Source organism: Streptomyces sp. NPDC088725 (genome assembly GCF_044751305.1).
GTDB lineage: Bacteria > Actinomycetota > Actinomycetes > Streptomycetales > Streptomycetaceae > Streptomyces.
This window is the reverse complement of record NZ_JBIVLO010000003.1, coordinates 574,378-588,964: the sequence shown is the minus strand read 5'-3', so window position 1 is coordinate 588,964 and position 14,587 is coordinate 574,378. Positions and strand designations below refer to the sequence as shown.

Genomic DNA, 14,587 nt, shown 5'->3' with positions numbered 1-14,587 from the left:
GCGGGTTCCTCTCTGGTCGCAGCGATTATCTGAAGCGGTACGGACTTCCGAACGTGCCATCAGCCGGAGCCCGGAGACTCGTCACCGTGGACGCGGATACGGTGCCGTCATGCCTCTCTCACCTGATGACGAGCTCCCGGGCCGCGACGACTTCGTCGCCTTCCTCCACGACCTCCGTCGTGACTTCGAACAGCGGGGTGGTGAGTGGGAGAACGCGACCCTTGACCGCTTCCTGGAAGGCATGGCGTCATGGGTCGCGAGCTCAGACGGCTGGTACCGGAACTTCGGCAGGGAACTGCCGCCCGGCGGCGACTGGACCTTTTTCGCCCGCGCGCTCATGGCGGCGAGGATCTACGAGTGATCGCAGCCCTCCGCCGCCAATCCGCCCACGCCGGTCCCATCCGCTCACAGCGGTGTGACAACCGTCCGGTACTCGCCGCCTCCCAGGTGCAGCAGCCCCCTGCCCGGGGTGACCGGGTCGCCGACCATGCTCCGGGTCGTGCGGATGCCGATCAGTTCACCGCTGGCGGTGTCCTGCGGTGACAGCAGTAGTCCGCGGCGCGCCTTCTTCGCCTCGACCTGCCAGCCGCTGAAGCCGCTGCACACGTCCTCCTCGTCGCCCGCGATGACCAGGGACAGGCCGCGGTCGGCGCCGCGCTGGATGATGCGTTTGAACGCCGGGCCCGCGTCGCAGTCCTCCAACTGCTCACCGTCGTCGATCAGCACCATGACGGGCGACTCGGGCGTCGCCGTGTCGGTGTACTCCTCCAGGTCGTCCTGCTCGATGTCGTCGCCGGTGAAGACCTTCAACACGCCTTCCTGGCCGTCCAGTTCACGCATCGGCGAGGGGCGGGGCGCGGCGACAACGAGGCGTACGCCCTGGGCGAGATAGCCGCGCGCCAAGTTCATCAGCACCGTACTGCGTCCCGATTTGGCCGGGCCCGCGACGACGAACGCCGGCACACCCTGTGCCAAGTCCGGTCCGAAGGCGGTGAGTTCGTCACCGCCGATGCCCACAAGGCCCCACAGCCTGGAGCGTGAGGCCTCCGGGTCGCGCAGCGCCCACGCCTCGTCGAAGGAGATCCGGCTCGGCAGTACGTCCACCCGGAACGGACGCCGGGAGCGCGGCAGTTCCGGCTCGCGTTCACGCGCCGCCTCGCCGATGACGCTCAGCGCGGCGGCCTGGCCCTGGCCCGTGACGTCGTCGGACAGCAACGCGAACTGGATCTCCGTCGCGGTCTCACTGCGGAACGCGCGTCCCGGTGGGATCTCCTCGGGAAGCTTCCGTGCGCTGATCCCGATGAGTGAGAAGTCGGAGCGGTCCGCCAGCCGCAGGCTCAGCTTGTCCTCGGTCATCGTGCTCATCCGCCCGTTGACCAACTGCCGGTCGCCGGTGATCACCATGTGGATTCCGACGCTCGCACCTTCGCGCATGATCACAGTTATCTGATCGGTCAGCTCACCGTGGTCGACCTCGCCCAGCGAAGTCAGCCAGCCCTCCCACCGGTCGAGCAGTACCACGATGTGCGGCAGCCGGCCCTCCGGAGCCGCAGAGGTGCGCTGTTCACCGATGTCGGCGATGCCACGCTCGGCCAACAGCTCCTGCCGACGGGTGAGTTCCGTCTGAAGCCGGTTGATGAGCCGGACGGCGCGCTCTGTCTGGGCGCGCCCGATGACCGCGCCGCAGTGCGGCAGGTTGGTCAGGGCGTTGAGCGCGCCGTTACCGCAGTCGATCCCGTACAGGTGGACATCGGCGACCGAGTGCGTACGGGCCAGCGAGCCCGCGAGCGTACGCAGCACCTGGGAACGGCCGCTGCGCGGCGACCCCGGGATCAGCAGATGCCCGAAGGTCGCGAAGTCGACCGCGACAGGACGCCGTTCCTGGTTCGCGGGCAGATCCTCGACGCCGAACGCCGCCACCGGCAGCGAACCGGACGACCGTACCGGTGGGATCGAGTCCAGCAGCAGCATCTCGTCCAGTGCGGGCAGCCACGGGCTGTGCTGGGCCGGGATGCCGAGGCGGGTATTGGCCTCACGGACCGCGTCCACCAGGACCTTGAGGTCGGTGATCTCCTCTTCGTCACGAGCCTGCGCCTTCGGCTTCACCAACGCCTGACGGCCCAGGCTCTCCCACACGAGCGGCGCCGACCAGGGCGCCAGCGCCTGCGGATCCGCGGCCCCCGGCCGGCGGCCGCCGACACGTCCTGACTGGAACGGAACGAGAGAGGCGTGTCCGAGCCGCACATACGCGCGCCCCGGCGTCGACTTGGAGATGTGCCCGGCCTCCGGCGAGTCGATGACATCGCTGGACTCACCGCCGTCGGTGACGCGCAGCGCGATGCGCAAGTTCGTGTTGGCGCGGATCTCGGGCGAGACGACACCACTTGGACGCTGCGTGGCGAGCAGCAGATGGATACCGAGGGACCGCCCTCGCTGGGCGATGTTGACCAGGCCGGTGACGAAGTCGGGCAGATCGCGGACCATGGACGCGAACTCATCGATGACGATGAGGAGTCGGGGGACCGGCTGGCGCGACGGATCACGCCGTACCAGATCCTGGTAGTCCTCGATGTCCTTGGCATCGGCGGCGGCGAGGATGTGTTCGCGGCGCTTCAGCTCCGCACCCAGTGACTCCAGGGCGCGCTCGACCAGGTGCGCGTCGAGGTCGGTGACCATACCGACCGTGTGCGGCAGGTTCACACAGTCCTTGAAGGCTGCGCCCCCCTTGTAGTCGACCAGCACGAACGTCATGTTCTCCGGGGTGTTGGCCACCGCGAGCGCCGCGACGATCGTCTGAAGCAGTTCCGACTTGCCCGAACCCGTCGTACCGGCGATCAGGCCGTGCGGTCCGTCCCGCCGCATGTCGATGCCGAAGGGGCCGTCGTACGACTCGCCGACCACCGCCATGGTGGACTGCCCGCTCATCCGCCAGCGTGCCGCGACGGCGTCACCGGTGGGCGGTTCCAGCTCAAGTACGTCCAGGAGGCGGCTCGATGACGGCAGAGCCGAGTCCTCCGTCTCGCCGCTGATGTCGCGCAGCGCGGACAACGACCGGGCGAGCCGCAGACACCATGACGGCGATACGAAGTCCGGCCGTACGTTCTTGACGCGGGCGACGCCCGTCTCCTCGACGCGCAGGCGCAGTTGGGGCAGATCGCTCTCGGACTGTTCCACGGGCTGGGAATGCCACGCCTGGAATGAAGGGAACCCGCCGACGGCCTGCTGTGCGCCTCCGCTGAGGCCTGCCCCTGTGCCGCTTGCCTGCCGCGCGGCGGCGTCTCCCGCGCCTCCGGCCCCGGAGCCCGGGTACTCCTCGGGTTTCGGCTCAGCGATCACCACGCCCTGGCACTCACCGGGCAGGAATCGCTCCTCGGCATCCAGACAGACCGAGTACATGTGCGCGGCGGGACCCTCGCGCAACAGCCGTACGACACCCGGCATCGAGCGCAGTCGGCGCGAGCCGTCCCACACGATCACGATGTCCGGGTCGGTGAACGCCGCGCCCTGGCTCTGGTTCTCCTTCATCGTCTTCACTCGGGCGTCGAGTACCTGCGTGAGCTCCCCGATACGGGCGCCTACGGTCTCCGCGTCCGTTCCGATCAGCACGTTCGCATCCTGGCCGCCGGACGGCCGGCTGTGCGGCAGCCACCGCACCCAGTCCCAGCCGGGTCTGGCGGCGGCTTCGGTGAGAACGTAGAGCTGTACGTCCATCGGGCTGTGCAGCGTCGCGGACTGGGCGACGGCCCAACGGCCCAGCGCCTGCGGGGAGTCTCCGGGGCCCGCCATCCCGATCACGCCGAGGTGGCGGAGCGAGAGCGCGACGGGCGAGTCCGAGATGTCCCAGGTGACCTGACGGCGGTGCTCGTCACGCTCGGGATCGGTGACAACCACCTCGGACGGCAGCTTTCCGGTACCGAAGCGCAGCAGCAGATGGTCGCCGTCGGTGCGCCGCCGCTCCCACACCCGGGTACGCGGGCCGGTCCCGAGGTTCAGCACGGTCGCGGGGTCGGGAACGGCACGACGGCGGTCGTTCCGCTCGGCCACCAGCGCGTCCTCGGCGTCCTTCTCGATACGGGCCTTGTGCTCCTCGTATTCCTTCAGGAGCTTGGCGTGCGACTTCCGCCCGTTCTTCTTGTCCATGAAGTAGTTGGCGAACAGGATGACCGGGCTGAAGGCCGCCATGATCAGGTAGTACCAGCGGCCGAAGACCATCGCCGTGACCACCGCCGTGACAAGCGGGGTGGCCGCCATCAGCCAGGGGATCGGGCGCGCGTCCTGGTCGCCGGGCCGCTTGGGCAGACTGAACCGGGTCTCGCGGTCCGGTGGGCGGAGCCGGGGCGGGCGGTTGTAGTCGAACGCGCTGCCGTCGTCGGACCACTTCAGTGCGGCATCGGGCGGCGAGTAACGGGCCAGTTCCAGCAGGGTATTGGCGATCGAGAGCTGATTGCCGAGCGGCCAGGAGTCTCCGTCGAGCTTTTCACCGTCCATGAGGACCGCGTCGCGGTCTCCGGTTATCTGCACCTGACACGTACCGTCGATGGAGACCGCGATGGTCAGCGCGTGGTCGGCCAGCTCCGTGTCGTCCTCAATACGTACATGCTGCCCGGCCCCGCGCCCCACCCCGTACCGGCCGACACCGAGCCGGTGCACGGCCCCGGCCCCCGGCCCGCCCGCCACGCGCAACTCCACGAGCCCACCGGGCTCCCCCGGCCAGCAGCCGGCCGGATCGTTGAGGCTGACCACGGCGCCCTCGCGCAACGGCGAACCCAGGACGGTGGCGTCCGCTCGCAGTTCGGCACCGTCGACAAAAAGCCGCGGCGTTCCATCGCCGGCCCCCCGCGAAGCACCAATGGGAATCACTTGAGCAACGTTGCTGCTCCCCATCCGTTCGCTCAGCTCACGCGCGACGTCGCCGACGACAGTCTCGGCCTCGGCTTCGAGCACAACATCGGTGCTGGAACCGGCGAACGGATCGACGACAGTCAGTGTCAGGCGCACAATCGTCCTCCCCCGTATATGGATGCGCGGTCACCAACTGATCGCGGGCCGCAAGCACCTGCGACCTTAGCGGCTGTCTGTATCACACCGGCAACGGCCCGGACTCGGCCTCGCGCGGCCGCCATGCCAAACGGGGCTGTGCAACCGCACCCACTCTCGTAAGCTGCTGCGCGGGTGCGAATAAGCACATGATCCGCACCTGTAGAGCCACGGGGGTTGGCCCTGCGGCACCCAGTGCAGAGGAGAGAGCAGCATGGCCAAGGACCTTGACGTCACATATGAGGACATGCGGAATGCGGCCAAGCACGTGACCCGCGAGAAGGAAAAGATCGACGAGAAGCTTCACGGCCTGAGGACCTACATCCAGAATCTGGTCGAGGGCGGCTACGTCACCAAGAGCTCGTCGAAGGCGTTCGACAAGAACTTCGATGAGTTCATCCGCGGCGCGAAGGAGACCATCGAGGGTCTGATCGGCATGGGTGACTACCTCACGATGGCTGCCGACAAGTTCGAGCAGATCGACGAGGAACTGGCCAAGTCCGCGCAGAGGTAGCGGATCCGCGGTTGGTGCGGCGATTCGCCGCACCAACCCGGAGAGCGGGCCCACGAGCGGGCTCGCTGCGTCGTTCGGGCGGGCCTTCGCTGTGAATCAGCGATTGACGGCCTGGACTTCCTCGACGATGACGTCTTGTGCGGTGCCGAAGGTGCCGTCGGGGAGGCCGCCTCCCGGCACGCCGGTGCCCGTCCAGTGAATCTTCCATGTGACGGTGGCGCGGAGTTCGAAGGGGGCACCACCCGTGGCGCGGAGGTAGGTGATCCCGCACGGGGGCGTTTTCTCGGCATCACCCTTCCTGAAGGGAGTCCCGATAGAGCCGTTCATGAGCGGGCATTCGCCGGCCGGGGGCAGCAGTTCGGCGTCGGTGGTGCCGGGTTGAAGGCTCAGGGATACGGGCGTGGCCGTGGTGGTCGCGCTGATCCCGATGGACGGAAGCGAAGCCGTCACGGAGACAGGCTTGAATTCTGCTTTATCGAGCCAGGCCCATGTTGACAGGTTCACCTTCGTGGTGTCGGCGGGGGCCAGAGTCACCTTGGTGTCTGGGACCTGAATTCTGTTGTAAGCGAGCTGGGCGAGAACGTCAGGAGTTACTGCGTTCTTGACGTCGGGGGCGTCCCCGTTCAGGGCCCATGCCGGGGGATTACTGCATTCCCACGAGGCAGGATCGTTCTCTCTGGCAGGGTCCTGGACGGCAATCCACCACTTCCCTTCGTCTGCCTTGTCAAGGTTGTAGTTCTTGTACTTGCCGTCCTTGTATGTTTTCCGGTACTGAGCCACGGCGTTTTTCGCGTAGCTGTGCTGTCCGGGATAATTGACGGTTTCTTCGTACATCTCCTCCATATAGGCCTCAAAATCTTTGGCGGATCGCGGCTCGTACCAGCAAGCGGGTGGAGACCAGTTGCCGGCGGGGGTGAATTTTCCGCCGTCCTTGGCGCTGCTGCTGCCGCCGGCGGTGCCGCGGAACTCAATCTGGGACGTGAGTTGCTTTCCGCTCCGGCCGCCGCTGGGTTTGACTGCCGAGTTGTTTCCCCCTTGCCCGGTCAGGTCGGCCACTGCCGTACCCGGTGACAACGCACAGAAGGCCGCGACGGCGCCTACAGCCAGCCATCTACCTCGTCTGCTCATCGTCTGCAAGTCTCGTTCCCCCGCTCCGACGTGAGGTCTGTGGTCTGCCAGATTCCCTGGGCGTTCTTTTCCAGCCGGGTGCTGTACAGCAAATAGGAATTGGCAGTCACAGGAGTCTTTGTCACCTTCTCGGTCTTGCGATTCTTGCTGAACGCCTTGCTCTCGTCGGAGCAGTAGACGACCCCGGCGGATTTTTCGTCAAAAACGGTAATCTTCGGGGCGTAGTAGCGGATCGTTCCCGAATAAGTTGCGCCCTGGTCGACAAACGATTTCACGTAGTCCATGCTGCCGACGAGGGCGTCCTTGCTCTGGTAGAAGGAGAGGGCGGAAGATTCGACACTGCCTTGAGTGACGGCGTAGGTGACGGCAGATTGAGCCCTCCCCGCGTCAGCCAGAATCGCGTCCTTCGTTGAATCGCCGGTCTCCCAGCCGTCGAAATTCTCTTTGATGTCGCTGGGAAGTGCCATCGCAGGTCGATTTGTCGCGGCTGACGGGCTCGTGCTCGCGCTCGGCGAAGCCGGTGTTTCACCGGCGTCCCGATCCGCGCCTGCGATCTTGCCGGAGTCGTGGGCCGGCTCGTCGCTGCTGCCGCAGGCGGACAGGAGAAGAACCGCTGTCGCGCTGAGGGCGATGGCGAGTGGGAGGGGGCGGCGATTCACGGTCGGCTCCAGGTGGGGCAGGGATTGACGTGGTGAACCGACGCTATCCGAGGAGCGGTTGATTTCACCAGGCGTACTTGCGGACTTGAGCGCCGACCGAGAGCGGTCAGCGAAATAAAGGTGGCAGCACGCGGCTTTGGACTCTCCGTGGCACTCTCGAAGGTCGCTTCCGCCGCCGGAAACTCAGCCACGGTCTTTCGACGCCGCGTCGGGGCCGCGTTGTGTGAGGCTCCGTGAGCGCCTTACTCAGACCCTGCCCATCGGAGTCCGAAAGATATGACTCCAGAGGTAACTGTGCATGTGCGCCCAAGTTTCCCCAGGCCTCCTGCGACTATATCCAGCGCAACGAATGGGCCATGGACTCGCAGAGCCGGGCCATGGGGCCTGTTGTCCCGCTGAGCGGGATGGAGAACGAGAGCATCAAGTAGCCGACGTCTCCGGGCATATGGACGTGGAAATCCATTGTGGTGTCGGTAAGCACGCGCACGGTCTCACCGGCCGGCAGGGTGACGACGGAGACCTCCGCGGTCTCTCCCCTTCGGTCGGCCAGGACCTCGGCGAGCCGCTGCGGGGCGGCCGGTTCTCCGTCGGGGGCGTGCAGGAGAGAGATCAGCAGCGTGGCCGGGTACGGTGCTCCGCCAGGGGAATCCGTTCTGAGGAAGAGTTCCAGAGCCCCGTGTGCCACTCCTGCCTCAGCCAGGTTGCGCAGCGTCGCCCAGATTTCCCGCTTGGTCTCCGCAGGCACGTCCTTGCCCGCGGATTGCTGGTCCATGAAGGTCTTGAGCTGCGGGCGCCAGCGTTCCTGCGTGAGGTCGATACGGAACCAGTCGCGCGGTACGAGCATCCGGTAGTCGCTCGGAGCCTCATGGCGGGTGGGAGCGGTCATCTCGGCATCACGAGGAGCGTTCCGTCGGAGTCGAACAGGCGCAGACTCTTCACCACGCCTGCGAACATGGAGGAGAAGACGTCCCAGCCCTCCGGCGTAGGAGTGCCCAGCTCCAGCACAAGCACAGTGGCGTTGGTGAGCGGCACCTGTACCTGAATGAACGAGGTCCAGACCGGCTCGGCGGCTCCGGAGGGCGTGAGTGAGCCGTCGACCGTGGTCTGACGGGTGCCTACGCAGGAAACCGCAGGGCCGCAGGGGAGCTTGATCTCGGCCACCTCACCCATCTCCAGGCCGCGCATCGCGGCGGCGATGGCGTGGACGGGCTTGCCCGCGATTGAGTCGTCCAGGTCCATGAGGGACACGTTGACGGTGGCGGTGCAGCGGACGCCGTCGACCTCAGTGACCACGAAGCCCGCGTACTGGACGCCCGCCTCGGCGAAGGTGTCCAGGTTGGCGGCGAACATGAGTGCCAACTGGACCTGAATTTCGCTGTCGGCACCGGGGAGGATTTCCCTGCCCAGCGTCACCATGCGATCGGCCAATTCATCGATGCTGTCGGCGTCCAGGGGGATTTCGAAGAAGCCCTCTGGCATCACCCACCGGACGTCGATTGCCGAGTCGATACCTGAAGAGTGGAACTGGCTTTCGGAGGTTGACGCAGTCATTGCAGGTTCGTCTCCGCAGGCAGGTCAATCTCTTCCGCGTCGGCGTGAAAGTTCGCGGCGAACGGGTACGGGCCGTAGTGCGGGTAGTGCTTGGGAATCTTAGCGCCGGCGGCACGGGCGACGTGGGCGATCTTGCGGTACTCGCGAGCGCGTGCCCGTACTTTCTGACGCCCGTGATTGCTCCAGTGCCGGATCGCAGTGACGACGAAAAGAATAAACATCGCACCCACCACGCAGCCGCCTGCAGCGTAGTAAATCGTCTGATCCTTGCTCGACTCCCAGTATCGGACGTAGGCTCCCCAGTAGAGGGCGAATCCGGCAAGCAGAATAGCCAGTGGGAACCCGACCTTCATTCCGGTGCTGAACAATTTTGCTTCGTCCAGGTGGCGAAGTCGGAGCATTTTAAGGACGGCATGGTCGTCCAGGAAATCGAATTGAACGGCTCGCCCCGCCTCTTCAGCGGCCTTTCGGGCGGCAGGGACGGAAGTAAGTACTTCGCCAGGAACAAGTTTCCTGACGATATCTGCTCGAGCGTTGTACTCCCACTCGCCGAGTTCATTTTCATCGGCCATGCGAAGTGTGCTCCTTCATGGTGGTGTGCGCGCTCGGTTCAGGTGGTGAGTGCGTTGTGGAAAGGCAAGCTCGATGGCTTGACCGGGAGCGGAGGGGACGGGATTCGTGTGACAGTGGGAGCAGGCGGAGCGGGCGGCTGGGCCTTCGTGTCGCCAGGGTCGCCGGTGGAGGATCCGATGCCGCCGTGTGCCACTTTGTTGATGGCACTGGCCAGGCCTGTTCCCTTGATCAGCCCCGTGATGTTTCTGCCGGCGATCGGGACGAAGTTCTTTGGGCCGTACTTCATCAGGATCCCGTTCGTTGCTTTGACGGCGATACCGTTCATGAATTTTTCACCGACGCCCTTGGCGGCGCCCATTCCGCTGAACTTCAACCCGCGCAGTTTGGAAAGGCCCTTGAGGCCCTTGGCAGCCCGAATCCCCTTGAGGGCGCCCATTCCGGGAACAATTCCGACCCCGTCAAGGATCAGTCTGAAAACGTCGAGCTTGGCGCCGCGAACGGTCATGTCGTAGGCGTGGCCGGCCAGAGCAAGTGCGCTGGTGAGTACCGCGAGTCCAGCGAAAATGGGAACCAGGAATTGCAGTGGCGGTACGAATGCGCAGATCACGGCCAATACGGAGAAGACTGCGGAGAGATTGGAAAGCCCGTCTGCCCAGTCCGCCAAGAGATTCATGAATCCGCCGGGATCCCGGACACCGTCATGGTGAATGATGTTCTTGATCCTCTTGGCCGCAGCGCTTGCCGCATCGTCGCGGATGTCGATCGCGCGGCGAATCTCGCTGTGGCAGTGGCGGATGATGTCCCACGAGTGTTCGAGGTTCTTGTCGAGGCGATTGCGGTCCGTGATGGCTTCCTGGGTGGGCGGTTTCCCGTCGGACGAGACAGGGTTCTTGTACTTCTCAAGGCCTTGCAGGGCCGAATCCCGGTCGGCCTCCGCCTCGCGGAAGTCGCGCAGGGCCTTGTCCGCCACCTTCTGAGCTCGGTGCAGCTCGCTCGCGTACTCCTTCGACTCGCCTTCCATGACCTTCGTGCCCACGGCCTTGGAGGCTTCGTCGTAGCGTTCGTAGGAGCGCTTGAGCCGGCCCGACGTGCCGTCCGCTATGTCGTGGAACGCGCGTCCGGCATCACTGTCCCAGCCGTCGACGGACGACAGCGCTTCGATGTTCTTGGCCTGCTTGTCGATCTCGTCGGCCATTTTACGAAGTTCGCGGCCCAGCTTCGCGACGCCTTCCGGGTCGCCGGGCACGGGGTCGGACTCGTGGAGCGGGTGCCATTCCGTCGGCCTGCTCATGACTTTCCCTTGCCCTTCTTGCGGGCGTCGCGCAGCGCCTCGGCCAGCTTGCGGTCGACGTCGTCGTACGTGTCAGCGGCCGTGGCGGTGAACTTGGCCAGGTTCTCGATGTCCTTCATCAGCTTCTTGCGCGTCTTTTTCCATGTGCCGGAGAAATCGTCGAAGACATCGCGCAGCTTCTCGTTCCCGAGGTCATCCCCGTATCCGTCGGCCGGATTCCCGTGCTCCTGGAACTCGCGGTGGATGGCCTTCAGGGAATCTGAGCAGTCCCTGATCATGTCGAGATCGGCTTGGGTCCGGTCACTCACTTGTTCCCCCGTGTGAACTGACGCTGCGTCGTGCCTGCGCGGCGGCCGGGACGGAACCTCTGAGGTTGTCACGACCGGGTTCAGGCGGATCGACGTTAGCGATGGGACCCATGGTTACGCCAGTGCGAATGACCGGGCAGAGCAGGGCAAATGTCCCCGATCGGTATCAACCCGTTAGGTGATCAGGCTTCGTCGGCGGTCCTGGGACCCCCGGCTCCTACGGGCTCTTAGGGTGAGGGGAGTCGAGGCAGGGGAGGGGCGGCGTGGCCCGCTACATGGAGGCGCTTACCGTCGAGCGCGGGGGTTTCCGCATCAAGGTGCCGGAGTCCTGGTGGGAGTTCGACGTACGACCGGAGACGCGCGACGACAGCATTCACCGGATGGTCCGCGAACGGATACGTCAGCGACCGGAGCTGGAGCCGTACCGCGACGTTTTCACGGACTTCCTGCGGAAGGCGGCGCGAGAGGCGTGGCAGTCCGGCGCGCTGTACTGCGGGTGCATGGCGGAGGCGTTCGGCGGGGACACGCCGATCACCGGCTCGGTGACCGTGTCGCTGGTCGGCGCCAGGACACAGAGCGGAGAGGTGCTGCCGACCGATCCGGCGGCGATCGTCCGTCAACTGTCCGTACGGGAGGGCAAGCGTGAGGGTGACGCGTGGCGGAAGGTGGCCACGGTCGACATCCCCGAGGTCGGGACCGCGGCGCGCACGTACGGCGTCGAGGACATCGAGATCCCCGGGGACACCCGCACGATCCGCGCCGTACTGATGCAGACGTTCATCCCGGTGCCGGGGCTCGAGGGGAAGGTCGCCCTGGTGTCGGGAAGCAGCCAGGTGCTGGATCTCGCGGACTCGTTCTTCGACATGTTCGACGCGATCACCTCCACATTCCGTTTCGTGGAGTAGAGCCGGCTCCTCCGGCCGGCTCCCCGAGCAGGCCCCGCGCCCCTCACGGCAACTGCCGACCGCGACAGGCTGCCCGTATCTTCGGGGAGCTCGTCGTGGGCCCCGGAAACGTTCTTCATCAGTTGAGGGCCTGGATTTCCTCGACGGTGACATCTTGGGTGGTGCCGAAGGTGCCGTCGGGGAGGTCGCCCCCGGGTGCGGCGTTACTTGTCCAGCTGATCTCCCAGGTGATGGTCGCGCGGAGTTTGTACGGCCCGTTGTCGCCCGACGCGCGCAGGTACGTGAGCCCGCACGGCGGGGTTTTGTCGGCGTCGCCGTGCCTGTACGGCGTGCCGATGTGGCCGTTGACGATGGGGCAATTCCCGGATGCCGGGAAAAGCTCCGCGTCCGCCGTACCGGGTTCCAGCGTCAGAGAGACCGGCGTGGCGGTGGTGGTCGCCTGAATGTCGAGGACCGGGACGGACGCGGTGACGGATACCGGCTTGAAGTCGGCCCTGTCGAGCCAGGCCCACGTCTGCAGGTTCACCTTGGTGGTGGCCTTCGGCGCGAGCGTGACTTCGGTGTCGGGCACGCGGATTTCGGCGTAGGCGAGTTGCGAAAGGATCTCGGGGGTGATGGCCTCGGGTACGTCCGCCGGAGGCGGGGTGCCTGTGTCGACCCAGAAGATGGGCTTGAAGGAGCAGGCCAGGAAACCGGGATCGCCGGCACGGGAGTCGTCGACGTAGGAGTCCCACCAGTACCCCTTGCCGGTCTTGGCCTTGTTGAAATCCTTATAGGGGTGGCCGTTGACATACCGGTCGCGCTGAGCGGCGTCCCATTCGGGGCCCGTGGATCCGGCCTCCCAGATCGGCTCGACGTAGGCCTGGAACTGGGCGGGTGTGTACTTCGGGGCGAACCAGCAGGGGGGCGGCGACCAGTTGCCGGCGGGCGCGAGGGGACCGACGGCTGCGCCTTTGCCGTTGTGGGAACGTTCGAAGACGACGCCTGCGGTGGCTGAGATGGAGCCGTTGCCGTCCGAGTCGCCGGATGCGTCAGGATCCACCGGGTTCTGCGTGTTGCCCCCGATGGTGTCGTCGGCGAACGCCTGCCCCGCGGACAGGAGCGTGATACCGAGGGCAATCGCCGGTACGGCCCCTCTCCATGTACGGCTCAAGGCTGGCACCTGGCACTCCCACTCTGCGAGAGAATTTTCTGAATGACCCAGACACCCTGCTCATTCTTGTGCAGCGCGGTGTCGTAGTTCACGTAGCTCTTCTCGGTGACCGGCGTCTTGTCGATCTTGTCGTCCGCGAGGTGCTTGACGTAAGCCTTGCCCTGGTCTTCGCAATAGCTGAAGGTGGCGTTGTCTCCCTCGGCGAGCGACAAGGATTCGTTGTAGAAGCGGTAGTGCCCCGTAGTGCGGGCCTTGGCATCGACGTAGCGCTTGATGAAGGCGTCCGTCCCCGCTGCCGCCTCGCCTTCGTAGTAGAACTGATAGGCCTTGTCTTGTGAGTTCTGCTTGGCGATGGCCATATCGACTGCCTTGATGGACTGTTCTCCGTCCGACAGGACCGCGTCTTTGTCCTTGTCGCCTGTCTTCTTCCAGTCGAAGGTGTACGTGATGTCTGCCGGCAGTTCGATCTTCGGACGGCCCGGGGCCGCAGGAGCGGTCGGGGACGGGGAAGTGGGCTTCTCGGTCGGGTCGTCGGCGCCGGCGATCTTGTCCGGGTCCGCAGGCTTGCTGTCGTCGCCGCTGCCGCAAGCGGACAGCAGCAGAGCGCCCGTCACCGCGATTGCGGCGGCGGCCGACGTGGAACGGCGGTTCACGTGTACTCCTGTTGGGCAGTTGTGGTCGTGGGTGAATTGACGCTATCCACGGGGCTGTTGGTTTCGCCACCATGAACCTCGGTACTGAAGGCGAGGGCGGACGAGGCAAGGTCAACCGAGTGCAGCCCACGGGGCCGCACTCCGTAGACGAACGCGGCTGGTCAGCCGTTTCGCGAGGCCTGATTGCGCAGGCAGTCCGTGTCGACGTTGGCGACCAGCGTCTGCGAGATCTTGCCGGAGCTGAGACGGAACGGATACGCGGAGACGCTGACCGTGCCGCGGGTTCCTGGGTTCTTCAGGTGCGTGATGACGCCGTCGGGGTGGCCTGCGGGAGATGTCTCATGGCGCTTTTCCACCCGCCAACCCAGTCCGCGCAGGCGGTTCGCCACGCTGCCGACCAGGGTCGCGGGTGTACGCGTGTCCGACGGATCGCCGGGCATGCTGATGATCGCCGAGGCGATGCGTCTGCTCGCGTCCTTGCCGTCAAGGACGTCGGCCCCTCCACAGTCCCGGGTGCTGCCGGGGTCCTCTTCGGGCCGCACCGCGGGCATGGTCGCCTTCATCGCGCTCAGGGTGTCCGGATACATGGCGTCCATGGCCTGCCGATAGGTAGGGCCCGACAACCTGCCGTTGGTCTTTTTGCCGGAGCCGGACGAGCCGGAAGTCGCTGAGCAGCCGCAGGCCGCGAGCACGACCAGGAGGGCCGGTGTGATCGTCCGCAGACTGCGGGTGCGCATCTGGGTCTTCCTTCGCGGAGTGAGGCTACGACCCTGCTCGCGCCGACGGCCCTGTCACGTGTGGGCGGCTGACGATTG

At 65.7% G+C, this 14,587-nt stretch carries 14 protein-coding genes; 3 read left to right on the top strand and 11 right to left on the bottom strand.

Annotated features, from left to right (window positions below):
• Positions 1 to 109 precede the first annotated feature (109 nt).
• Positions 110 to 361, top strand: coding sequence for a hypothetical protein (locus tag ACIP6N_RS09785; RefSeq protein WP_401814259.1), 252 nt, complete (start codon positions 110 to 112; stop codon positions 359 to 361).
• A 44-nt stretch (positions 362 to 405) separates the two neighbouring features.
• Here ACIP6N_RS09785 and ACIP6N_RS09780 read toward each other — a convergent pair whose 3' ends face one another.
• Entirely contained in the window at positions 406 to 4,998 is a 4,593-nt protein-coding gene (locus ACIP6N_RS09780) for an FtsK/SpoIIIE domain-containing protein (protein WP_401814257.1), read from the bottom strand.
• Between the two features lie 253 nt (positions 4,999 to 5,251).
• Between ACIP6N_RS09780 and ACIP6N_RS09775 the strand changes: the two genes are divergently transcribed.
• Positions 5,252 to 5,551 carry a WXG100 family type VII secretion target gene (locus ACIP6N_RS09775; RefSeq protein ID WP_401814255.1) on the top strand — a complete coding sequence of 100 codons (300 nt, stop codon included), beginning with the start codon at positions 5,252 to 5,254 and terminating at the stop codon, positions 5,549 to 5,551.
• 96 nt (positions 5,552 to 5,647) lie between these two features.
• Here the strand turns inward: ACIP6N_RS09775 and ACIP6N_RS09770 are convergent, their stop codons facing one another.
• The 7 genes from ACIP6N_RS09770 to ACIP6N_RS09740 all read right to left on the bottom strand — a co-directional run bounded on the left by ACIP6N_RS09770 (position 5,648) and on the right by ACIP6N_RS09740 (position 11,061).
• The gene (locus ACIP6N_RS09770; protein ID WP_401814253.1) at positions 5,648 to 6,607 is read right to left on the bottom strand and encodes a hypothetical protein; all 960 of its coding nucleotides are present in this window, start codon (positions 6,605 to 6,607) and stop codon (positions 5,648 to 5,650) included.
• A 68-nt stretch (positions 6,608 to 6,675) separates the two neighbouring features.
• The gene (locus tag ACIP6N_RS09765) at positions 6,676 to 7,338 is read right to left on the bottom strand and encodes a hypothetical protein (protein WP_401814251.1); all 663 of its coding nucleotides are present in this window, start codon (positions 7,336 to 7,338) and stop codon (positions 6,676 to 6,678) included.
• Between the two features lie 331 nt (positions 7,339 to 7,669).
• Positions 7,670 to 8,224 carry a hypothetical protein gene (locus ACIP6N_RS09760; RefSeq protein WP_401814249.1) on the bottom strand — a complete coding sequence of 185 codons (555 nt, stop codon included), beginning with the start codon at positions 8,222 to 8,224 and terminating at the stop codon, positions 7,670 to 7,672.
• A complete protein-coding gene (locus tag ACIP6N_RS09755) occupies positions 8,221 to 8,889 on the bottom strand; it encodes a hypothetical protein (protein ID WP_401814247.1) in 669 nt (222 codons plus the stop codon). Before ACIP6N_RS09755 ends, ACIP6N_RS09760 begins: the two co-directional genes overlap by 4 nt.
• Positions 8,886 to 9,461, bottom strand: a complete 576-nt coding sequence (locus ACIP6N_RS09750) for a hypothetical protein (protein ID WP_401814245.1) — start codon at positions 9,459 to 9,461, stop codon at positions 8,886 to 8,888. Before ACIP6N_RS09750 ends, ACIP6N_RS09755 begins: the two co-directional genes overlap by 4 nt.
• 38 nt (positions 9,462 to 9,499) lie before the next feature.
• A complete protein-coding gene (locus ACIP6N_RS09745) occupies positions 9,500 to 10,753 on the bottom strand; it encodes a putative T7SS-secreted protein (protein ID WP_401814243.1) in 1,254 nt (417 codons plus the stop codon).
• Positions 10,750 to 11,061, bottom strand: a complete 312-nt coding sequence (locus ACIP6N_RS09740; protein WP_401814241.1) for a hypothetical protein — start codon at positions 11,059 to 11,061, stop codon at positions 10,750 to 10,752. Before ACIP6N_RS09740 ends, ACIP6N_RS09745 begins: the two co-directional genes overlap by 4 nt.
• 263 nt (positions 11,062 to 11,324) lie before the next feature.
• Between ACIP6N_RS09740 and ACIP6N_RS09735 the strand changes: the two genes are divergently transcribed.
• Positions 11,325 to 11,966 (top strand): hypothetical protein, encoded by a 642-nt coding sequence (locus tag ACIP6N_RS09735; RefSeq protein ID WP_401814239.1) that lies wholly within the window; start codon positions 11,325 to 11,327, stop codon positions 11,964 to 11,966.
• A gap of 118 nt (positions 11,967 to 12,084) precedes the next feature.
• Here the strand turns inward: ACIP6N_RS09735 and ACIP6N_RS09730 are convergent, their stop codons facing one another.
• The 3 genes from ACIP6N_RS09730 to ACIP6N_RS09720 all read right to left on the bottom strand — a co-directional run bounded on the left by ACIP6N_RS09730 (position 12,085) and on the right by ACIP6N_RS09720 (position 14,509).
• Positions 12,085 to 13,128: a hypothetical protein gene (locus tag ACIP6N_RS09730; protein WP_401814237.1), complete on the bottom strand. Its 1,044-nt coding sequence runs from the start codon at positions 13,126 to 13,128 to the stop codon at positions 12,085 to 12,087.
• Positions 13,116 to 13,772, bottom strand: coding sequence for a hypothetical protein (locus ACIP6N_RS09725; protein ID WP_401814235.1), 657 nt, complete (start codon positions 13,770 to 13,772; stop codon positions 13,116 to 13,118). The genes ACIP6N_RS09730 and ACIP6N_RS09725 overlap by 13 nt, the downstream gene beginning before the upstream one ends.
• 161 nt (positions 13,773 to 13,933) lie before the next feature.
• On the bottom strand, positions 13,934 to 14,509 hold the full coding sequence (locus ACIP6N_RS09720; protein ID WP_401814233.1) for a hypothetical protein: 576 nt from the start codon (positions 14,507 to 14,509) through the stop codon (positions 13,934 to 13,936).
• Between the last annotated feature and the right edge of the window lie 78 nt (positions 14,510 to 14,587).

What these genes read in the sequence shown, in the direction of transcription:
- ACIP6N_RS09775 (WP_401814255.1), top strand. Translation starts at nt 5,252, where the DNA reads ATGGCCAAGGACCTTGACGTCACATATGAGGACATGCGGAATGCGGCC.
- ACIP6N_RS09760 (WP_401814249.1), bottom strand. Translation starts at nt 8,224, where the DNA reads ATGACCGCTCCCACCCGCCATGAGGCTCCGAGCGACTACCGGATGCTC.
- ACIP6N_RS09750 (WP_401814245.1), bottom strand. Translation starts at nt 9,461, where the DNA reads ATGGCCGATGAAAATGAACTCGGCGAGTGGGAGTACAACGCTCGAGCA.
- ACIP6N_RS09720 (WP_401814233.1), bottom strand. Translation starts at nt 14,509, where the DNA reads ATGCGCACCCGCAGTCTGCGGACGATCACACCGGCCCTCCTGGTCGTG.
- ACIP6N_RS09785 (WP_401814259.1), top strand. Translation starts at nt 110, where the DNA reads ATGCCTCTCTCACCTGATGACGAGCTCCCGGGCCGCGACGACTTCGTC.
- ACIP6N_RS09755 (WP_401814247.1), bottom strand. Translation starts at nt 8,889, where the DNA reads ATGACTGCGTCAACCTCCGAAAGCCAGTTCCACTCTTCAGGTATCGAC.
- ACIP6N_RS09745 (WP_401814243.1), bottom strand. Translation starts at nt 10,753, where the DNA reads ATGAGCAGGCCGACGGAATGGCACCCGCTCCACGAGTCCGACCCCGTG.